Annotated in this window: 17 protein-coding genes; 14 read left to right on the top strand and 3 right to left on the bottom strand. The window is 73.3% G+C overall.

Annotated elements, in window-relative coordinates; translation table 11 throughout:
- Nucleotides 1–59 precede the first annotated feature (59 nt).
- The 5 genes from GCE86_RS01560 (at nucleotide 60) to GCE86_RS01580 (ending at nucleotide 6,390) form a co-directional block, all read left to right on the top strand.
- The gene (locus GCE86_RS01560) at nucleotides 60–2,432 is read left to right on the top strand and encodes a polyribonucleotide nucleotidyltransferase (protein ID WP_154225240.1); all 2,373 of its coding nucleotides are present in this window, start codon (nucleotides 60–62) and stop codon (nucleotides 2,430–2,432) included.
- A gap of 144 nt (nucleotides 2,433–2,576) precedes the next feature.
- Nucleotides 2,577–3,971 carry a M16 family metallopeptidase gene (locus GCE86_RS01565; protein ID WP_420846467.1) on the top strand — a complete coding sequence of 465 codons (1,395 nt, stop codon included), beginning with the start codon at nucleotides 2,577–2,579 and terminating at the stop codon, nucleotides 3,969–3,971.
- 59 nt (nucleotides 3,972–4,030) lie between these two features.
- The gene (dapB, locus tag GCE86_RS01570) at nucleotides 4,031–4,789 is read left to right on the top strand and encodes a 4-hydroxy-tetrahydrodipicolinate reductase (protein ID WP_154225241.1); all 759 of its coding nucleotides are present in this window, start codon (nucleotides 4,031–4,033) and stop codon (nucleotides 4,787–4,789) included.
- 111 nt (nucleotides 4,790–4,900) lie between these two features.
- Nucleotides 4,901–5,836, top strand: a complete 936-nt coding sequence (locus GCE86_RS01575) for a helix-turn-helix domain-containing protein (RefSeq protein ID WP_154225242.1) — start codon at nucleotides 4,901–4,903, stop codon at nucleotides 5,834–5,836.
- 86 nt (nucleotides 5,837–5,922) lie between these two features.
- Nucleotides 5,923–6,390: a GNAT family N-acetyltransferase gene (locus tag GCE86_RS01580; protein ID WP_154225243.1), complete on the top strand. Its 468-nt coding sequence runs from the start codon at nucleotides 5,923–5,925 to the stop codon at nucleotides 6,388–6,390.
- 127 nt (nucleotides 6,391–6,517) lie between these two features.
- Here the strand turns inward: GCE86_RS01580 and GCE86_RS01585 are convergent, their stop codons facing one another.
- Nucleotides 6,518–8,620 carry an amylo-alpha-1,6-glucosidase gene (locus GCE86_RS01585; protein WP_154225244.1) on the bottom strand — a complete coding sequence of 701 codons (2,103 nt, stop codon included), beginning with the start codon at nucleotides 8,618–8,620 and terminating at the stop codon, nucleotides 6,518–6,520.
- Nucleotides 8,621–8,778: 158 nt separating this feature from the next.
- On the opposite strand from GCE86_RS01585, the gene GCE86_RS01590 reads away from it, so the two are divergent.
- The 4 genes from GCE86_RS01590 to GCE86_RS01605 all read left to right on the top strand — a co-directional run bounded on the left by GCE86_RS01590 (nucleotide 8,779) and on the right by GCE86_RS01605 (nucleotide 13,104).
- Nucleotides 8,779–9,756, top strand: a complete 978-nt coding sequence (locus GCE86_RS01590; RefSeq protein ID WP_244317144.1) for a LacI family DNA-binding transcriptional regulator — start codon at nucleotides 8,779–8,781, stop codon at nucleotides 9,754–9,756.
- 25 nt (nucleotides 9,757–9,781) lie between these two features.
- On the top strand, nucleotides 9,782–11,029 hold the full coding sequence (locus tag GCE86_RS01595) for a sugar ABC transporter substrate-binding protein (RefSeq protein WP_154225246.1): 1,248 nt from the start codon (nucleotides 9,782–9,784) through the stop codon (nucleotides 11,027–11,029).
- Between the two features lie 67 nt (nucleotides 11,030–11,096).
- Complete coding sequence (locus GCE86_RS01600; RefSeq protein ID WP_154225247.1) at nucleotides 11,097–12,215, top strand: carbohydrate ABC transporter permease; 1,119 nt, start codon at nucleotides 11,097–11,099, stop codon at nucleotides 12,213–12,215.
- Between the two features lies 1 nt (nucleotide 12,216).
- A complete protein-coding gene (locus GCE86_RS01605) occupies nucleotides 12,217–13,104 on the top strand; it encodes a carbohydrate ABC transporter permease (RefSeq protein WP_154225248.1) in 888 nt (295 codons plus the stop codon).
- A gap of 52 nt (nucleotides 13,105–13,156) precedes the next feature.
- Here the strand turns inward: GCE86_RS01605 and GCE86_RS01610 are convergent, their stop codons facing one another.
- Entirely contained in the window at nucleotides 13,157–13,732 is a 576-nt protein-coding gene (locus tag GCE86_RS01610; RefSeq protein WP_154225249.1) for a GNAT family N-acetyltransferase, read from the bottom strand.
- A gap of 35 nt (nucleotides 13,733–13,767) precedes the next feature.
- Between GCE86_RS01610 and GCE86_RS01615 the strand changes: the two genes are divergently transcribed.
- On the top strand, nucleotides 13,768–15,078 hold the full coding sequence (locus tag GCE86_RS01615; protein ID WP_154225250.1) for a glycosyltransferase family 87 protein: 1,311 nt from the start codon (nucleotides 13,768–13,770) through the stop codon (nucleotides 15,076–15,078).
- Here the strand turns inward: GCE86_RS01615 and GCE86_RS01620 are convergent.
- A complete protein-coding gene (locus GCE86_RS01620; protein WP_154225251.1) occupies nucleotides 14,977–15,528 on the bottom strand; it encodes a GNAT family N-acetyltransferase in 552 nt (183 codons plus the stop codon). The genes GCE86_RS01615 and GCE86_RS01620 overlap by 102 nt on opposite strands.
- A gap of 129 nt (nucleotides 15,529–15,657) precedes the next feature.
- On the opposite strand from GCE86_RS01620, the gene GCE86_RS01625 reads away from it, so the two are divergent.
- The 4 genes from GCE86_RS01625 to dapA all read left to right on the top strand — a co-directional run bounded on the left by GCE86_RS01625 (nucleotide 15,658) and on the right by dapA (nucleotide 20,534).
- Nucleotides 15,658–16,887, top strand: a complete 1,230-nt coding sequence (locus GCE86_RS01625) for a winged helix-turn-helix domain-containing protein (protein ID WP_154225252.1) — start codon at nucleotides 15,658–15,660, stop codon at nucleotides 16,885–16,887.
- A gap of 250 nt (nucleotides 16,888–17,137) precedes the next feature.
- A complete protein-coding gene (locus GCE86_RS01630) occupies nucleotides 17,138–17,668 on the top strand; it encodes a DUF2752 domain-containing protein (protein ID WP_244317332.1) in 531 nt (176 codons plus the stop codon).
- A 1,149-nt stretch (nucleotides 17,669–18,817) separates the two neighbouring features.
- A complete protein-coding gene (gene thyX / locus GCE86_RS01640) occupies nucleotides 18,818–19,555 on the top strand; it encodes an FAD-dependent thymidylate synthase (RefSeq protein WP_154230289.1) in 738 nt (245 codons plus the stop codon).
- Between the two features lie 52 nt (nucleotides 19,556–19,607).
- A complete protein-coding gene (dapA, locus tag GCE86_RS01645; protein WP_154225253.1) occupies nucleotides 19,608–20,534 on the top strand; it encodes a 4-hydroxy-tetrahydrodipicolinate synthase in 927 nt (308 codons plus the stop codon).
- Nucleotides 20,535–20,578: the final 44 nt, after the last annotated feature.

Raw genomic sequence — 20,578 nt, forward strand, 5'->3', positions numbered from 1 at the left:
CGGCCGCCTGAGCAGTTCCCCGTGTCGTGGGCCGACGACGCGAAGGAGCACCACAGCACATGACCGAGACCAACCTCGGCACCGAATCCCGCACCGCGGTGATCGACAACGGGTCCTTCGGCACCCGCGAGATCACCTTCTCCACCGGCCGGCTGGCCCGTCAGGCCGCCGGCTCCGTCATCGCCCAGCTCGGCGAGACGGTCGTCCTCTCCGCCACCACCGCCGGCAAGCAGCCCCGGGAGCAGTTCGACTTCTTCCCGCTGACCGTCGACGTCGAGGAGCGGATGTACGCCGCGGGCCGCATCCCCGGCTCGTTCTTCCGCCGCGAGGGCCGGCCCAGCGAGGACGCCATCCTCACCTGCCGGCTGATCGACCGGCCGCTGCGCCCGTCGTTCGTGAAGGGCCTGCGCAACGAGGTCCAGGTCGTCGAGACCGTGCTGGCCCTCGACCCGCAGCACCCGTACGACGTGGTGGCCATCAACGCCGCCTCGATGTCGACCAAGCTCTCCGGCCTGCCGTTCTCCGGCCCGATCGGCGCGACCCGCGTCGCGCACGTCGACGGCCAGTGGGTCGCCTTCCCGACCCTGGAGGAGCTGGCCCGGGCCACCTTCGACATGGTCGTGGCCGGCCGGGCGCTGCCGGACGGCGACGTCGCGATCATGATGGTCGAGGCCGAGGCGACGCCGAACGCCGTGGCCCTGATCTCGGACGGCGCCACCGCGCCGACCGAGGAGATCGTGGCCAGCGGCCTGGAGGCCGCCAAGCCGGCGATCCGCGAGCTGTGCCGCGCGCAGAGCGAGCTGGCCGAGGTGGCCGCCAAGCCGGTCGCCGAGTTCCCGGTCTTCCTGGACTACCAGGACGACGCGTACGAGGCCGTGGCCGAGGTGGCCCGCGCCGAGGTCGCCGAGGCCCTCAAGATCGCCGGCAAGGCGGACCGCGAGGAGGCCCTGGACCGGATCAAGGCCAAGGTCGCCGAGGAGCTCGGCGGTCGGTTCGAGGGCCGCGAGAAGGAGCTTTCCGCCGCCTTCCGGTCGCTGACCAAGTCCGAGGTCCGCAACCGGGTGCTGCGCGAGCAGGTCCGCATCGACGGCCGCGGCCCGCGGGACATCCGCCCGCTGACCGCCGAGGTCGGCGTGCTGCCGCGGGTGCACGGCTCGGCGCTGTTCGAGCGGGGCGAGACCCAGATCCTGGGCGTCACCACGCTGAACATGCTGCGCATGGAGCAGATGGTGGACACGCTGTCCCCGGAGAACCGCAAGCGCTACATGCACAACTACAACTTCCCGCCGTACTCGACCGGTGAGACCGGCCGGGTCGGCTCGCCGAAGCGGCGTGAGATCGGCCACGGCGCTCTCGCCGAGCGCGCGCTGATCCCGGTGCTGCCGTCGCGCGAGGAGTTCCCGTACGCCATCCGGCAGGTCTCCGAGGCGCTCGGCTCCAACGGCTCCACCTCGATGGGCTCGGTCTGCGCCTCGACGCTGGGCCTGCTCTCGGCGGGTGTGCCGCTGAAGGCGCCGGTCGCCGGCATCGCCATGGGCCTCATCTCCGACGAGGTGGACGGCAAGACCCAGTACGTGACGCTGACCGACATCCTCGGCGCCGAGGACGCGTTCGGTGACATGGACTTCAAGGTCGCCGGCACGCGGGAGTTCGTCACCGCGCTGCAGCTCGACACCAAGCTCGACGGCATCCCGTCGGACGTGCTGGCCGCCGCGCTGCAGCAGGCGTACGAGGCCCGGCAGACCATCCTCGACGTGATGCAGCGGGCCATCGAGGCTCCGGCCGAGATGTCGGACTACGCCCCGCGGGTCACCACCGTGAAGATCCCGGTCGACAAGATCGGCATGGTGATCGGCCCGAAGGGCCAGACCATCAACGCCATCCAGGACGAGACCGGCGCCGAGATCTCGATCGAGGACGACGGCACCATCTACGTCGGTGCGACCAACGGCCCGTCGGCCCAGGCCGCGGTCGAGCGGATCAACGCGATCGCCAACCCGACGCTGCCGAAGGTCGGCGACCGGTTCCTCGGCACCGTGGTGAAGACCGCCGCGTTCGGCGCCTTCATCTCGCTGCTCCCGGGCCGCGACGGCCTGCTGCACATCTCCAAGGTGGGCGACGGCAAGCGGGTCGAGAAGGTCGAGGACTTCCTCAACGTCGGCGACAAGGTCGAGGTCGAGATCGCCGACATCGACGCCCGCGGCAAGATCTACCTGGACAAGGTCCGCCCGGAGGGCGCCGAGGCGCCGGCCGCGGCCGAGGCCGAGGGCGGCGAGCGTCCGGCCGGCCGGGACCGCGGCGGCGACCGCGGCCCGCGCGACCGCGGCGACCGCGAGCGCGGCGGCGACCGCGGCGGCCGGGGTCCGGAGCGTGGCGAGGGCGGCGAGGGCGGCGGCGAGTCCCGCCCGCGGCGCCGCACCCGGCACAGCTGATCCACCACCGGCCGGGTGACGCCCACGGGCGTCACCCGGCCGGTGACTGCTCCACCGACGGCTCCAGGTCGCTGTGCCGAGCTGGAGCCGTCGTTCGTTCCCACCGCATTACCCACCCCTCGTCGACCTGAGAGCAGGTTCCTCGTGAGTCGGACCCGTCGTTCGTCCTTCCCGGCGGCTCGACGGGGGGTGCCGTCGCCCGGGCTCGCGCGCGCCGCGAGCGGGACGGCCCGGGCGGTCACCCGTACGCTCAGCGACGACCCGCTGGGCGGCACCGTCCGCCGCACCGTGCTGCCCAGCGGCCTGCGCGTGCTCACCGAGGCGATCCCGGCGATGCGCAGCGTCTCGTTCGGCATCTGGGTGGCGGTCGGGTCCCGCGACGAGACCGGGCCGCAGGCCGGCGCCGCGCACTTCCTGGAGCACCTGCTCTTCAAGGGCACCAACAAGCGCAGCGCGCTGGAGATCTCCTCCGAGATCGAGGCGGTGGGCGGCGAGACCAACGCCTTCACCACGAAGGAATACACCTGCTACTACGCCCGGGTGCTCGACGAGGACCTGCCGCTGGCCATCGACGTCATGTGCGACCTGGTCGCCGACTCGGTGCTGGCCCCCGCCGACGTGGAGACCGAGCGCGGGGTCATCCTCGAAGAGATCGCCATGCACGACGACGAGCCCGGCGACGAGGTGCACGACCTCTTCGCCCGCGCCGTCTACGGCGACCACCCCCTCGGCCGGCTCATCTCCGGCACCGAGGAGACGGTCACCCCGATGACCCGGCGGCAGATCCAGAGCTTCTACCGCCGCCGCTACACCGCGCCGCAGATCGTCATCGCGGCCGCCGGCAACCTCGACCACGCCGCCGTGGTCAAGCTGGTCCGCCAGGCGCTGCGCGGCACCCCGCTGGACACCGACGCGGCCGCGCCGGCCGCGCACCGGCCGGCCACCCCCGCGGTACGCACGAAGCCGGCCGCCACCCTGGTCGAGCCGAAGGAGACCGAGCAGGCGCACGTCATCCTCGGCTGCCCCGGCATCGACCGCACCGACGAGCGGCGCTTCGCCCTCGGGGTGCTCAACAACGTGCTCGGGGGCGGCATGTCCAGCCGGCTGTTCCAGGAGATCCGCGAGCAGCGCGGCCTGGCCTACTCGGTCTACTCCTACGCCAGCCAGTACGCCGACAGCGGCCTGTTCGCCGTCTACGCCGGCTGCGCCCCGGGCAAGGTGGACGAGGTGCTGGACCTGACCCGCGCGGAACTGCAGCGGGTGGCCGCCACCGGGATCACGGAGGCCGAGCTGGCCCGGGGCAAGGGGATGAGCAAGGGCTCCTTCGTCCTCGGCCTGGAGGACACCGGCTCCCGGATGAGCCGGCTGGCCAAGGGCGAGCTGCTCTACGGCAACCTCATGCCGGTCGACGAGCTGCTGGCCCGGGTCGACGCCGTGACGCTGGACGACGTCAACGGCCTCGCCGCCGACCTGCTCGCCCGGCCGATGTCCCTGGCCGTGGTCGGTCCGTTCGACGAGTCCGCCTTCGCCGCCCGCTGACCGTCCCGCTTACCGGTCCGTCGGGGTGGCCGCGTCCCGATTGGGATAGGTTGTGCCCCGTGACTGACGAGCGGGAGAAGACCCCGGTCCGGGTCGGCGTCCTGGGCGCCCGGGGCCGGATGGGCATGGAGGTCTGCATGGCCGTCGACGCGGCCGGCGACCTCGACCTGGCGGCGACCATCGACCAGGGCGACGGCCTGTCCGCCGCCGCCGGCGCCGACGTGGTCGTCGACTTCACCACCCCCGACGTCGTCATGGACAACCTGCGCTGGTGCATCGACCAGGGCATCCACGCCGTCGTCGGCACCACCGGCTTCACCGAGGAGCGCCTCGACCAGGTGCGGGGCTGGCTGGCCGGCAAGCCCGGCGTGGGCGTGGTGATCGCCCCCAACTTCGGCATCGGCGCGGTGCTCATGATGCAGTTCGCCGCCCGCGCCGCCCGGCACTTCGAGTCGGTCGAGATCATCGAGCAGCACCACCCGCGCAAGCTGGACGCGCCCAGCGGCACCGCCACCCACACGGCGCGGCTCATCGCGCAGGCCCGCGCCGACGCCGGGCTCGGCCCCACCCCGGACGCCACGAAGGACGAGGTGGCCGGCGCCCGCGGCGCCGACATCGACGGGGTACGCGTCCACGCCGTCCGCGCCACCGGCCTGGTCGCCCACCAGGAGGTGCTGTTCGGCACCACCGGCGAGACGCTGACCATCCGCCACGACTCGTACGACCGGGCCTCGTTCATGCCGGGCGTGCTCCTGGCCGTGCGCGAGGTCGGCCGCCGGCCGGGGCTCACCGTGGGCCTGGACGCCCTGCTCGACTGACCCCCGGGGGCCAGCCGCACCTGACGGCGGTCGGCGACGCTGACGGTCTGGGGGCGCGGGTGCGCAACGGCGATCAAGCGGCGGGGCGCCCGCCGGGTGCAGGCTGTCCACATGACCCAGACGGACGGACTCACCGGCCTCCTCGACTGGCTCCAGGAAGCACTGGACGACCCGGAGACCGGACCGGCGAGCCTGGCCGCCCGGGCCCACCTGTCCCGGTTCCACTTCGAACGGCTGGTCGCCGCGGCCACCGGGGAACCGCCGGGCGCGCTGCGCCGCCGCCTGCTCCTGGAGCGCGCCGCGCACCGGCTCACCACCAGCGACCGGACCGTCCTCGACGTCGCCGTCGAGGCCGGGTACGGCTCGCACGAGGCGTTCACCCGCGCCTTCCAACGGTCCTACGGCGTCGCTCCGACCGCGCTGCGACGGCGCCCGCCGCTGACCTTCCGCGAGCTGGAGCTGCCCTGCCCCAGCGGCGTCCACTTCCAACCGCCCGGCGGCCTGCGGCTGCCGGCGGCACGTCAGGAGACTCCCATGAACGTTCTCCAGCACCTGGTCGACCACCACGTGCAGACCCTCACGGCGATCATCGAGCGCGCCGCCACCCTCGACGACGAGGTGCTCGACCGGCCCGTCTCGGTGTCCGTGGAGACCATCGACGAGCAGCCGACGCTCCGTTCGCTGATCAACGCCATGGTCACGCAGGAGGAGCACTGGCTCTCGGCGCTGCGCGGCGGCGAGTGGCCCGACGAGAGCGACCAGTCGGTGGCCGGCCTGGCCGCCCGGCACGCCGTCGCCGGCCGCGACTGGCGGGCCTTCGTGGCTCGGACGCTCGCCGCCGGCACCCTGGCGGACACCTTCGTCGACACCACCTGCACGCCGCCGACGACGCACAGCCTGGGCGGCACCATCGGCCACGTGATCACCTTTGCGGCCGTGCGCCGCACCCTGGCCATCGGCGCCCTGCACACCGCCGGCATCACCGATCTCGGCGCCGGCGACCCGCGCCCGTACCTGGACGCGGCGGCGACCGCACCGGCCGGCTGACGGCCGCGGTCGACGTTGAGGAGACAGGTGTGCGGCTGCGGCGAAAGCGATGGCCGGGGGTGCGGGCCGGCCCTAGGCTGACCGCCATGATCGATTCCGGGCTGCGTGACCGCGCCGGCCGCCGGGTGACCCTGCGGCCGGTGGACGACGACAACTGGCGGGCGGTGGCCGACGTCGCGCCCCGCGACGACCAGCGCACCTTCGTGCCGGCGCTGGCGGCCCGCTACCTGCTGCTGACCATGCGCGCGGACGTCTGGACCTCGCTCGCCGTGTACGCGGACGAGACGGTGGTCGGGCACGTCATGTGGGGCGTGGACGACGACGCCTCCCGCTGGATCGGCGGCATGGTGATCGACGCCGCCGAACAGGACCGCGGCATCGGCCGCGCCGCGGTGAAGACCCTCACCGACTGGCTGGCCAAGGCGGGACAGCCCATCCGCCTGAGCTACCACCCCGACAACACCCCCGCGGCGGCCCTCTACACCTCCCTGGGCTTCCGCCCGACAGGCGCGATGGAGGACGACGAACTGATCGCCGAACTGACCCCGGCCTGACCTCCCCCGGGCCCGACCCCACCCCGTTGATCATGAGGTTTGCGGCACTCAAGGAGATCAACTTCGCCACTAACCTCATGATCAACGCCGGGGGCCGGGCGGGGGTCCGGGGGAGGGGGTGGGGGGCTCAGGCGGGGGAGTGGGTTGGGTTTATGGGTCGGCGGGGGGTGGGGATCTTCAGGCCCGTCGGGAGGTTGGTAACGGTGGCCTGGCCGGTGTGGTCGACCGTGACCTTGACCTGCGTGCCGGCGATTCGCAGGCCCTCGGCGGTCAGGGCGCCCAGTTCGGGGCCGGCCAGGGGGCGGAGGTCGACGCGGCCGGCCGGCACGTCGGGGTAGACGCCGAGGCCGGCCTGGAGGAGCAGCACGGCCGCCGCCGCCGACCAGGCCTGCGGGTGGCACGCCGCCGGGTACGGCGCCGGCCGGCCGAGCAGCGCCCGGTCGTCCCCGCCGTACAGCTCGGGGAGGCGGTAGTCGAACGCCTCGGCGGCCGCCAGCAGGCCGTCGGCCAGCCGGAGCGCCGCCGCCCGGTGCCCGGCCCGGGCCAGCCCGCCCAGCACGATCGCGGTGTCGTGTGCCCAAATCGACCCGCAGTGGTAGGACAGCGGGCTGAACCCGGCGTCATCGGTGGACATGGTGCGCAGCCCGAAGCCGCCCGCCAGGGCCTCGGTCGAGAGCAGGGCGGCGACCTGGGCCGACTCGGCGTCCGACAGCAGCCCGGTGCCGAGCAGGTGGCCGATGTTGCTGGTCAGCGAGTCCACCGGGCGCTTGTCCCGGTCGAGGGCCAGGGCGGGCTGCGGGCCGTGCGGGCCCTCGACCCAGAACGCGCCGCGGAAGCGGGCGGCGAGCCGGTCGGCGTAGGAGCGCCAGCGGTCGGCGCCGGGGCGGCCGAAGGCTTCCAGCAGGTCGGCCCCGTTCACGGCGGCCTGGTACGCATACCCCTGCACCTCGGCCAGCACGATGGGCGGCTGCGCGAGGCGGCCGTCCCGGAAGCGCACCGCGTCACCGGAGTCCTTCCAGCCCTGGTTGGCCAGGCCGTGGCCGGTGGTGTCGACGTACTCGACGAAGCCGTCGCCGTCGGCGTCGGCATGCTCGCCGAGCCAGCCGAGCGCCGCCTCCAGGTGGGGGAGCAGCGGCTCGACCTGGTCGGGGGCGAGCCCCCAGCGCCAGGCGTCATGCAGCAGGCCGACCCAGAGCATGGTGGCGTCGACCGTGCCGTAGTAGGCGGGCGGCAGCCGCAGCCCGTTGCCGGACAGGGCGAACTCGTGCCGGCGCAGCTCGTGCAGGATCTTGCCGGGGGCCTCGCCGGTGGCGGGGTCGACCCGGGTGCCCTGCCGGCGGGCCAGCACGCGCAGGGTGCCGGCCGCCAGGTCGGTGCCGAGCGGCAGCATCATCCGGGCGGCCCAGAGGCTGTCCCGGCCGAAGAGGGTGAGGAACCAGGGCACGCCGGCGCCGAGGAAGACGTCCTCCGGGTGGGCCGGCTCGGCCAGCCGCAGCCCGCGCAGGTCGGCCAGGGATCGGTCGAGGAGCCGGACGAGGCGGCGGTCGTCGGCGCGTACGGCCGGCTCGGACCAGCCGGGGCCGGGTGGGGCGGCGGTCACCACGGCCTTCGGGTCGGTGACGGCCAGCCGCCAGCGCAGCGTCGCGGACTCGCCGGGAGCGAGCGTGACGGGCCAGCTCAGCCGGGGTGCGGTGGCCCGGTCGGCGGTGGCGTCCACGATGGCCGCCTCGCCGGTCACGGTCACCGTGAGCCCCTCGGCGGCCCACTGGACCCGGCCCGGCTCGCCGGCCTTCGCCTCCAAGGGAGCGCCGCTCCCGCCGGACTTGACCAGCTCGATGGGGGCGAGGTCGCAGCCGAGGTCGACGCTGACGGTGGTACGGACCGGGTCGGTGGCGGTGGACGTGACCACGAGTTCCTCGGTGACGCCGTGCGGGCCGGCCTGCCGGGTGCGCTCGACCCGGACGGTCGGGTCGGGTGTGGGGTCGCCGAGCCAGCGGGCCAGGGCGACGAAGCGGGCGCCGTGCGGCCCGGCGGGCCCGCGGGTCAGCGCCTCCGGTTCCCGGTCGTCGAGGCGTAGCTCGGCGCGGGAGAGCACCCGGGCGTCGGCGTGGAAGACGCCCTGGACGCCGTGCGGCCGGATCTGTCCCGCCGCGTCGCCCAGCGCGCTGGTGGGGGCGTGCACCACGCCGACCAGGTCGTGCAGCAGCGGTTGCAGGTGGCGTTCGGACAAGGGGAACTCCCGGTGCTGATCGATGGGACGGCGCCGTCTTGACAGATGGCTCCGGCCGGTGCAAAGTGCGAAACATTCCAGAAACTTTGAACGATCTAATCCTGCCCCATCGGAGTTGGATCGTTCAAGGCGGCGAGAGGGTTTTAGTGGCTGAAAAGGTGACCATCGCGACGGTGGCCCGGCACGCCCAGGTGAGCCGGCAGACCGTCTCCAACGTGCTCAACGCGCCGCACATCGTCCGCGAGGAGACCCGGCGGCGGGTGCAGGAGGCGATCAGTGCGCTCGGCTACCGGGCCAACCAGGCCGCCCGGCAGATGCGCACCGGCCGCTCCCGCCTCATCGCCGTCCGCATCGAGCCCACCCGGGACGGGATCAACGGCTCGGTGCTCGACCGGTTCCTGCACGGCCTCACCGAGACGGCCGACGCCGCCGGCTACCGGGTCCTGCTCTACACGGCCCGGGACGACGACCAGGAGATCGCCACCTACGACGACCTGCTCGGCGCGTACGACCTGGACGCGTTCGTGCTCACCGGCACCAAGCACGGCGACCCGCGCACCGCGTGGCTCGCCGAGCGCGAGGTGCCCTTCGTGACCTTCGGCCGGCCCTGGGACGCCCTCGACGGGCACCCGTGGGTCGACGTGGACGGCGCCGCCGGCACCGCCCAGGCCACCCGGCACCTGCTCGACGCCGGCCACCACCGGATCGCCTTCCTCGGCTGGCCCACCGGCTCCGGCGTCGGCGACGACCGGTGCGCCGGCTGGCGTACCACGATGACGGCGGCCGGCCACGACGTCGCCGGCCTGCGCCGCGAGAGCGAGGACGGCATCGCCGAGGGCGAGCGCGTGCTGCGCGACCTGCTCGCCCACGACGCGCCCCCGACCGCGGTGGTCTGCGCCAGCGACTCGCTCGCCCTCGGCGCGCTCCAGGCCGTCCGCGACGCCGCGGCGCCGGTCGCCGTCGTCGGCTTCGACGACACCCCGGTGGCCGCCGCGGTCGGCCTGAGCAGCGTCAGCCAGCCGCTCGCCGCGGCCGCCGCCCGCTGCGTCGACCTGCTCACCACCCTGCTCGACGGCCAGCCCACCGACCAGCAAGTGCTGCTCACTCCCACGCTGGTGCTCCGGCACACGGCGTGACCACATCCCCCATCAGGAGAGTCAGATGACACCTCGCACCCTCACCCGGGCGGCGGTGGCCGGCGTCGCCGCCGTCGCCCTGTTCGGCTCCGCCGCGTGCGGCAGCGGCTTCGACGACTCGGCGAAGGACACCAAGCAGTCCAGCGGCCCGGCCAGCCTGCAGATCCTGATCGGCTCCTCCGGCGACGCGGAGACCAAGGCCGTGCAGGACGCCGCCGCCAAGTGGGCCTCGTCGAGCGGCAACACCGCCACGGTCACCCCCGCCCAGGACCTCACCCAGCAGCTCGGCCAGGCCCTCGCCGGCGGCACCCCGCCGGACGTCTTCTACGTCGACGCGACCCGGTTCGCCGACTACGCCAGCGTCGGCGCGCTGGAGCCGTACGGCGACAAGATCAGCAACACGGACGACTTCTACGAGAGCCTGCGCACGACCTTCACCTACGACGGCAAGCTCTACTGCGCGCCGAAGGACTTCTCGACCCTCGCCCTGGAGATCAACACCGACCTGTGGGCGAAGGCCGGCCTGACCGACGCCGACGTGCCGACCACCTGGGACCAGCTCACGGCCGTCAGCCAGAAGATCAAGGCGAAGAAGATGGTGGCGCTCGCCCTCGGCGACACCCGCGACCGGATCGGCGCCTTCATGGTGCAGAACGGCGGCTGGCTCATGAGCAAGGACGGCAAGCAGCCGACCGCGGACACCCCGGAGAACCTCCAGGCCCTCCAGTACGTGAAGTCGCTGCTCACCAACGGTTACGCGAAGTTCCCGAAGCAGCTCGACTCCGGCTGGTCCGGTGAGGCGTTCGGCAAGGGCAAGGCCGTCATGACCATCGAGGGCAACTGGATCAAGGGTGCCCTGCAGAACGACTTCCCGAACGTGAAGTACAAGGTCGTGCCGCTGCCGGCGGGCCCGAAGGGGCAGGGCACCCTCTCGTTCACCCAGTGCTGGGGCGTCGCGGCCAAGTCGAAGTACAAGGACCAGGCGATCAAGTTCGTCGAGGCGATGACCGCGGGCGACCAGCAGGTGGCCTTCGCCAAGGCGTTCGGCGTGATGCCGTCCCGGCAGTCCGTCCGCGACCAGTACTCCAGCGCCTTCCCGGCGGACAAGCCGTTCATCGACGGCGTCGCGTACGCCCAGGGCCCGGTGAACGCCCCGAAGATGGACAGCGTCCTGCGCGACCTGGAGGCCGGCCTGCAGGGGCTCGCCACCGGTGACCCGAAGACGGTCCTGGCCAACTTCGACAAGAACGCCAAGGCGGCGCTCGGCGGCTGAGCGGTCGCGGAGGGGCCCGGCTGGGCCCCTCCGCGCCGGCTCCCGTGGACAAGGAGGGAGGGACGAGATGGCAACCGAAGCGTTGCGAGCGCCGGCGACCACGCCGGCCCGGCCGCCACGCCGTCGCGGCGGCGGCATCCGCGGCAACGAGAACATCGCCGGCTGGCTCTTCGTCGCGCCGGTGATCGTGATCCTCGGGCTCTTCCTGCTGCTGCCGATCCTCATGGCGCTGTGGGTGAGCCTCACCGACTGGAACGGCCAGGGCAGCCCGTTCACCGGCGGCGTGCCGTTCGTGGGCGGGAAGAACTACTCCCGGCTGTTCACCGAGGACGGGCTCGCCCGCCGGGACTTCATGACCAGCATCCGCAACAACATGTACTACGTGGGCATCGTCGTGCCGGTGCAGACCGCGCTGGCCCTCGGCCTCGCCCTCGTGGTCAACAACCGGATGCTCAAGGGGAAGGGCTTCTTCCGCAGCGCCTTCTACTTCCCCTCGGTGACCAGCTCCGTGGCGATCAGCGTGGTGTTCCTGTTCCTGTTCGCCAACTCCGGTGCGGTCAACAAGCTCCTCGGCCTCCTCGGCATCAACGGGCCGGAGTGGTTCGCCGACTCCCGCGGCGTGCTGCACCTGCTGCTCGGCGCCGTCGGCGTGGACGCCCCGCCCGGCGCGCTCACCTCCGGCGGCCCGTTCGGGCTGACCTGGTGGGACTGGCTCTCCGGGCCGAGCGTGGCCATGGTCTCGATCATCTGCCTGGTCATCTGGACCACCTCGGGCACGTTCATGCTCATGTTCCTGGCCGCGCTGCAGAACGTCCCGGTGGCCCTCGACGAGGCCAGCACCCTCGACGGGGCGACCCGCTGGCAGCGCTTCCGCCACGTCACCCTGCCGCTGATCAAGCCCACCATGTTCCTGGTGCTCACCCTCGGCCTGATCGGCTCCTGGCAGGTCTTCGACCAGGTGTACGTCATGAGCCAGGGCGACCCGGCCAAGACCACGCTCACCCCCGCGTACCTGTCCTACCGGACCGCCTTCCGGGACTTCGACTACGGCTCGGGCGCGGCCATCTCGTTCGTGCTGTTCCTGATCATCATCCTGCTCACCCTGCTCCAGCGCCGGGTGATGGCCGACCGGGACGAGCCCCGGCGGGCCCGGTGGTGGCGGCGACGCGTACCGGAGAGGTCCTGACATGGCCGTGCTCACCGACCGGCCGGCGACGCCCGTCGCGCGCCGCGCCGACCGCGGGCCACGCGCCCGGGTCAACCGCATCCTCGGGTACGCGGTCCTGGTCGCCTTCGGGATGATCTTCCTCTACCCGTTCGTCATCCAGCTCGGCAACTCGTTCAAGACCGAGCCGGACGCGGCGGCGAACCCCCTGTCGCCGCTGCCCGACACGCTGACCCTGGCCGGCTTCGAGCGGATCTTCGCGGGCACCAACTTCCCGCTCTGGCTCGGCAACTCGCTGCTCGTCACCGTGCTGGTCACCCTCGGCCGGGTCTTCTTCGACTCGCTGGCCGGCTACGCGCTGGCGCGGCTGCGCTTCCGCGGCCGGGCCGGGCTGTTCGCCGCGGTCATCGCGGTGATGGCGGTACCCGGCGTGGTGCTGCTCATCCCGAAGTTCCTGGTGCTCAAGCAGCTCGGCCTCTACGACAGCTACGCGGGCCTCGTGGTGCCGCTGCTCGCCGACGCGGCCGGGGTCTTCATCATGAAGCAGTTCTTCGAGTCGGTGCCGGTCAGCGTCGAGGAGGCGGCCCGGATCGACGGCGCGGGCGTATTCCGGACCTTCTGGTCCGTGGTGCTACCGATGGCCCGGCCGGCCCTCATCACGTTGACGATCCTGTCGTTCCAGGGCTCCTGGAACGAGTTCCCGCACAGCCTGGTCTCGGTGCAGAATCCGGACCTGTTCACCCTGCCCCGCGGGCTGGCCGACCTGGTCAGCGGCTCGCTCGGCAAGGGCACCCAGTATCCGCTCAAGCTGGGCGCCGCGCTGCTCGCCACCATCCCGGTGGCGGTGCTCTTCGTGATCTTCCAGCGCTACTTCGTGCGCGGCGCGAACGAGGGCGCCGACAAGGGCTGACCGGCGGCCGGCGGTCCCGCCCCGTGCCGGGACCGCCGGCCCCGGCTCAGGCTCAGGCGGCCGGCTCGGTGGGGACGCCGACGTGCAGGCGGACCTGCGGGACCAGCATGTCGTCCACGTCGAGCGCGCGGCCCGCGCCGTCCGGCTCCCAGCCGGTCGAGGTGAGGAACTTCCGGGTCGCCGCGTCGGCGTCGAACGCCCAGGCCACCGCGCGGGTGAAGCCGTCTTCCCGCCAGTGGTCGACCATGGCGGCGAGCAGCCGGCTGCCGTGCCCGCGCCGGCCCCAGCGCGGCTCGACCAGCAGGTCCGTCACGGCCGCCACGCCGTCGGCCAGCGCGTCGGCCGGCTCGCCCGGCGCGAGCGCCTCCGCATCGGCCGGACCGGAGGCGGCGAACCCCACCAGATACGATTGCTCGGCCTGTTCGACGGCGACCAGCACGCGGTGCGCGCCCGAGGGCGGCTCCTGCACCGCCGCGCTCCACCGCCGGGCGAGGTACGCCTCGTCCAGGTTGTCGAGCACGTGCCGGGGCAGGATCCGGCGGTACGCGGCCCGCCAGGTGGCGAGCTGGAGGCGTGCGATCTCGCCGGCGTCCTCCGGACGCGCGGGGCGGACGAACCCGAGAGCCATGGCACGAGAGCCTACGCAGGGCGAGGAGGGCGACGGTGGCGCAGGGTGCCAGGCGGGCCATCGCGCAGGTCGTCGCCGTGGTGGCGCTCGCCGTGGCGGTGACCGCCTTCCTCTCGGTGGCGGCCGTGCGGCACGGCTTCTTCGACCTCAAGGTCTACTACGGCGCGCTGACCTTCTGGGTGCACGACGGCGGCGAGATCTACGACTTCCTCAAGGGCGGCACCCAGTACGGCTTCACCTACCCGCCGTTCGCCGCGCTGGTCATGCTGCCCATGGCGTACCTGCCGTGGCCGGCGGCCATCACCGTGAGCGTGGCCGCCACCGTGGTGGTCAGCGCCGTGGTGATCTGGTGGCTGCTCGACCCGGTGGCCCGCCGCGCCGGCTGGACCCGCTGGTTCGTCCTGGCGGTGGCGCTCTGCCTCGCCGCCGCCTACGAGCCGATGCGCGAGACGGTCAACTTCGGCCAGGTCAACATGCTGCTGCTGTTCCTCGTGGCGGTGGACCTGCTCCGGCTGCTGCCGGCGCGCAACCGGTGGGCCGGGGTGGGCATCGGGCTGGCCACCGCGATCAAGCTGACCCCGGGCATCTTCATCGTCTACCTGCTGGTCACCGGGCGCTGGCGGGCCGCGTTCACCGCCATGGGCGCGGCGGCCGCGGCGACCCTGGCGGCCGCCGCGCTCTTCCCGGACGCCTCCCGGGAGTTCTGGACCGAGGCGCTGTGGAACACCGACCGGGTGGGCGAGCTGGCCTTCGTCTCCAACCAGTCGCTGCGCGGGGTGGTGGCCCGGCTCGATCCGGAACACCCGAGCACCGTGGCCTGGCTCGCGCTGGTCCTCGCCACCCTGGCCGTCTGGGGCTGGCGTTCCCGGGCCGCGGTGGCCGCCGGCGACGAGGCCACCGGCCTGGCGCTGACCGGCGCCACCATGTGCCTGGTCAGCCCGGTGACCTGGGTGCACCACCTGGTCTGGCTGCTGCCCGGGCTGATCCTGCTGGTCGACAACGGCATGGCGGCCCCCGCCCGGAGCCGCCGGCGCCGCCTGCTGCTGGCCGCCGCGCTCATCGGGTACGCCTTCCTCATCAGCCGGATCGTCTGGGCCTGGGAGAAGGACTTCACCGGCGTCGACGGGTTCCTGGGCAGCAACGCCTACGTGTGGATCAGCCTCGCGCTGCTGCTCGCCCTGCCGATCCGGCACTGGGCCACGCCGACCGGCGGTGGCCCCGCCGAGCGGGGCGGGCCGGCCGGGTCAGCCGTCGAGCCGGGCGGTGTAGCGCAGCTCGAGGAGCCGGACCGGGTCCCGCCCGCCGTGCAGCGGGACCGCGTAGGTGGACTCCTCCCCGTCCGGTGACAGCCCGGCCCGCTCGTAGAAGCGGCGGGCCCGGGCGTTGCCGGCGAGCACCCAGAGCCGGTACTCGGCCACGCCCCGCTCCGTGAGACCGGCCCGGGCCGCCGCGAACAGCGCCTGACCGGTCCCGCTGCCCCACCGCGCCGGATCCAGGTAGATCGCCAGGATCTCCCCGTACGCCGGGTCGAGGTCGCCGCGGTCCTGGTTGTTCCGGTACGGCCCGAAGGTGGTGAAACCCTCGATCGTGCCGTCGGCCTCGGCGACCAGCGTGGTGAAGGGGTGCTCCGGGTCCGCCGTGCCGAGTTCCCGGCGGCGCTGCGCCCAGGCGGCCGGGTTCAGCCGGTCCAGCACCTCGGCCGGCATGATCCCCGCGTACCCCGACTGCCAGCCGCGGATGTGCACCCGGGCGATCGCCTCAGCGTCGTCCGGTTCCTCCCGGCGGATGGTGACCACCCGTCCGTTCTATGCCGCGCCGGGCCATCGGTCCAGCCGCCGCACTGCGACAACTCCAGCTCGGCGCGTCTAACGCCGCGCCGCGACCTGGAGTCGTCGTGTCAGACGGGTGGAATAGGGTCCCGGACGATGGCCGTACCGGAATCTCTCTCCCTCGCCCAGGCCCGCCGGATCGCCCTGGCCGCCCAGGGCTTCGCCGACCCGGCGCCCACCGGGGTGCCCACCCGCCGGCACCTGCGCCGGGTGCTCGACCGGGTCGGGCTCATCCAGATGGACTCGGTCAACGTCCTGCAACGCGCGCACTACCTGCCGCTCTACAGCCGGCTCGGGCCCTACCCGACCACCCTGCTCGACACGGCGGCCTACCGGCGTCCCCGCGACCTGTTCGAGTACTGGGCGCACGAGGCGTCGCTGGTCCCCGTGGGGCTGCACCCGGCGCTGCGCTGGCGGATGGCCAAGGCCCACGACGAGGCCTGGGGCGGCATGCGCCGGATCGCCCAGGAGCAGCCCGAGCTGGTCGCCTGGGTACGCGACGAGGTGGCCGCCCGGGGCCCGCTCACCGCCGCCGAGATCGAGCACGACGCGCCCCGGGAGACCGGCAACTGGGGCTGGAACTGGTCCACGGTCAAGCGCGCGCTCGAGTTCCTGTTCTGGGCCGGCGAGGTGACCGCCGCCGACCGCACCACCTCGTTCGCCCGCCGCTACGACCTGCCCGAGCGGGTGCTGCCGGCCGCCGTGCTGGACGCGCCCACGCCGAGCACCGCCGACGCCCACCGCACGCTGGTGGCGATCGCCGCCCGGTCGCTGGGCGTGGCCGCCGAGCCGGAGCTGCGCGACTACTTCCGGCTGCCGGTCGCCGGTGCCCGGCAGGCCATCGCCGAGCTGGTCGAGGCCGGCGAGCTGACCCCGGTCACCGTGGCGGGGTGGCGGCAGCCGGCCTACCTGCACGCTCAGGCCCGGCTGCCCCGCTGGGTGCGCGGCAACACGCTGGTCAGCCCGTTCGACCCGCTGGTCTGGGAACGGGGCCGCACCGAGCGGCTCTTCGACTTCACCTACCGGATCGAGATCTACGTGCCCGCGCCGCAGCGGGTCTACGGCTACTACGTGCTGCCCTTCCTCCAGGGCGAACGCCTCACCGCCCGGGTCGACCTCAAGGCCGACCGGAAGGCCGGCGTGCTGCTGGTGCCGGCCGCGTGGGCGGAGCCGGGCGCCGACCCGGGGGAGACCGCGGTGGCGCTCGCCGCCGAGCTCTACCGCCTCGCCGGCTGGCTCGGCCTGGACGCGGTCGCCCCGCCCGCCGGCGGCGACCTGGCCGCTCCGCTGGCCGCCGCCCTGGTGGGCGTGGCAGGTGTACGGTGAGCGCGTGACGAGCGTTGACCGGCCGGCCGCCGCGCCCGACCCGCATTCGGCGACCCCGCCCGCCGGTCCCACCGGTCCGGCCCTGGCCGGACCGCCCGCCACCGTCACCGGCCCGCACGCGGAGCACGCCGTGGGGCCGCACGCGGTGCATGCCGTGGGGCCGCACGCGGTGCACGCCGTGGGGCCGCACGCGGTGCACGCCGTGGGGCCGCACGCGGTGCACGCCGTGGGGCCGCACGCGGAGCATGCCGTGGGGCCGCACGCGGAGCATGCCGCCGGGGCTTACGGGGCGCCCGGGTCGTGGCCGGCCGGGGTGGCCTACCCGGCGGTCGAGCCGGACCGGTTCACCCGCCTGGTGCTGCGGCTGCACGCTCGCGCTCCGCGCTGGGCGGTGCCCCTCGCGGCGCTCGGCTGCGTCGGCCTGGGCATGGCCTACGCCCTGCTCAGCGACCCCACCCACAGTGACCCGGACGCGCGGCCGACCTGCCTGCTCAAGCTCACCACCGGGCTGGACTGCCCGGGCTGCGGCGGCACCCGCGCCCTCTGGTACGTGCTGCACGCCGACCTGCCCGCCGCCGCCCGGCACCACTTCCTGTTCGTCTTCTCGCTGCCGTTCCTGGCCTGGCTCTTCGTGAGCTGGGCGGGCAACCGGGCCTTCGGCTGGCGGCTGCCCGAGCTGCGGATCAGCCCCAAGGTGATCGGCGGCTTCCTGGCCCTGTGGCTCGCCTTCTCGGTGGCGCGCAACCTGCCCTGGGCCCCGTTCACGTCGCTCTACGTCTGACCGCCCGCGCAGCTCCCGCCGGTCGTTCCCGGCTCCGACGGTGGTTCCCGGCTCCGATGGTGGTTCCCGGCTCTCGATCGTGGTTCCCGGCGTTCCTGAGCGTGGTTCTCGCGCTTCCGGAAATCGAAGCCTGCCCCAAGCCGTTCGGCGTGCCGGCGGCCGTTCAGGAATCGCTCCGGCCGAGTCGCCGTCCAGCGCCTGCGTGCCTTTCGAGCTGAGTTGTTGGTGATGTCATCGCAGTCTTGTGCGCGCCCGCTCGCCGCCGACTCGTCGCCTGTCCTCCGTCGCCTGGACGGCCCTCATGGAGTAGCCGGCCGTTCAGGAGGCGCAGCCCCGGGATCGTTGTCCTGCGCCGGGTGCCTTTCGAGCTGAGTGGTTGGTGATGTCATCGCAGTCTTGTGCGCGCCCGCTCCCCGCCGACTCGTCGCCTGTCCTCCGTCGCCTGGACGGCCTCATCGAGTAGCCGGCCGTTCAGGAGGCTCAGCGCCGGGTCGTTGTCCTGCGCCTGCGTGCCTTTCGAGCTGAGTCGTCGGTGATGTCACGGCGGGCTTGCCACTCGCGCTGACCGCTGGGCCGCCCTCCGCCCGCAAACGCCCCAGCGAGCAGTCCGCCGCTGAATCTTGGAGAGTTTCTGTCCAGACCGAACGGAAACTCTCCAAGATCTCACCGCGGCCCGTTCACCGCGGCCCGTTCACCGCGGCCCGTTCACCGCGGCTTGTTCACCGCGGCCCGCACGCCGCGGTTTGTTCACCGCGGCCCGCACGCCGCGCCCGCACGCCGCGCCGCGCCCGCTGCGGCCCGGTGAGGCCGCGGTGCCCGACGAGCGTCCGAGCCTCATCGCGCATCGATCACCTCGGGCATGATGTCGGCACCGACTCAGCTCGACAGGCTGCCGCAAGAGACCCCGCCCCAACGCACCGCCCCCGAACCCACCGGCCCCGAACGCACCGCCCCCCAACGCACCGCCCCCCAACGCACCGCCCCCGAACGCACCGCCCCCGCCGCCGGAGGGCCGCCGAGATCTTGGACACTTGCCGTTCGGAGCGGACGGGAAGTGTCCAAGATTCGCAGCTGGTGCCCCGCTTCACCTCCGCGCGCCCAAGTTTCGCGACCGGCCCAGGGGCCACTACAGTCGCAGGAATGCCGGAGATGGTGCAGCCCCAGGTCAAGTTGATCGCGTGGACCCAGTTCCAGGCCCCGGACGACGTGCCGTGGTCGACCGACGCGGAGGGCGGTCAGGCGCTCGCCGAGTTCGCCGGCCGGGCCTGTTACCAGAGCTGGAAGAAGCCGAACCCGGCCACCGCGACGAACGCCGGTTACCTGGCGCACATCCTGGACGTGGGGCACCTGTCCGTGCTGGAGCACGGCTCCGTGAGCTTCTACTTCAGTGGGGTGTCCCGGTCCTTCACCCACGAGCTGATCCGGCACCGGCACTTCTCCTACTCGCAGCTCTCCCAGCGCTACGTCCCGGAGCGGGACGCGGCCATGGTCGAGCCCGCGGTGATCGCCGAGGACCCGGAGCTGCACAAGAGGTTCGTCGAGGCGAGCGAGGCGGCGGTCCGGGCGTACACCGAGTTGCTGGAGGGTCTGGAGGCCCGGTTCACCGACGAGCCCAACCCGACGCTGCGCCGCAAGCAGGCCCGGCAGGCGGCCCGCGCGGTGCTGCCCAACGCCACCGAGACCCGGATCGTGGTGACCGGCAACTACCGGGCGTGGCGGCACTTCATCAAGATGCGCGCCACCGAACACGCCGACGTCGAGATCCGCGAGCTGGCCGTGGAGTGCCTGCGGCAGCTCCAGGGCGTCGCGCCGAACGTCTTCGCCGACTTCGTGATCTCCACGCTTCCCGACGGCACCGAGGTGGCGGCGTCTCCGCACGCCGAGTGAGTCGTCGCCCTTCGCCGCCGGGGCCCCGGTGGTCGTCCGCTAGGTTGTGAACATGACGCACGACCTCCCTGCCGCCGCGAACCGGGGCGCGTCGCGCCCGTTCGGGCGACTGATCACGGCCATGGTGACCCCGTTCACCGCCGACGGGTCGCTCGACCTCGACGGCGCCGCACGGCTCGCCGGCCACCTCGTCGACGAGCAGGGCAACGACGCGCTGGTACTCAACGGCACCACCGGCGAGTCGCCGACCACCACCGACGCGGAGAAGGAGGCCCTGATCCGCGCCGTCGCGGAGGCGGTCGGTGACCGGGCCCGGATCGTGGCCGGGGTGGGCACCAACGACACCCGGCACACGGTCGAGCTGGCCGCCCAGGCGGAGAAGGCCGGCGCGCACGGCCTGCTGGTGGTGACCCCGTACTACAACAAGCCGCCGCAGGCCGGGCTGCTGAGCCACTTCACCGCGGTCGCCGACGCCAGCGGCCTGCCGATCATGGTGTACGACATCCCGCACCGCACCGGCACCGCGATCGCCACCGACACCCTGGTGAGGCTGGCCGAGCACGGCCGGATCGTGGCGGTCAAGGACGCCAAGGGCGACCTCACCGCCACCTCCTGGGTGCTGGCCCGCAGCGACCTGGCCTTCTACTGCGGTGAGGACGCCCTGACCCTGCCCGCCCTGGCGGTCGGCTCGGTCGGTGTGGTCGGCACCTCCACGCACTTCACGGGCGCGCAGACCAAGCAGATGATCGAGGCGTACGAGGCGGGCGACATGGCCACGGCGCTCACCCTGCACCGGCGGCTGCTGCCCCTGTTCACCGGCATCTTCCGGACCCAGGGCGTGATCCTGGTGAAGGCCGGCCTGGCGGCCAAGGGCCTGCCGGCCGGGCCGGTACGCCTGCCGCTGGTGGACGCCACCAGCGACGAACTGGCCCAGCTGCGCGCCGACTGCGCCGCCGCGGGCCTGCCCCTGCCCGAATGATCGAACGACACGACGGACGCCGCGCGACGGCGTCGCAGAATGAG

It is taken from the genome of Micromonospora terminaliae (assembly GCF_009671205.1).
In the GTDB taxonomy this organism is placed as follows: domain Bacteria; phylum Actinomycetota; class Actinomycetes; order Mycobacteriales; family Micromonosporaceae; genus Micromonospora; species Micromonospora terminaliae.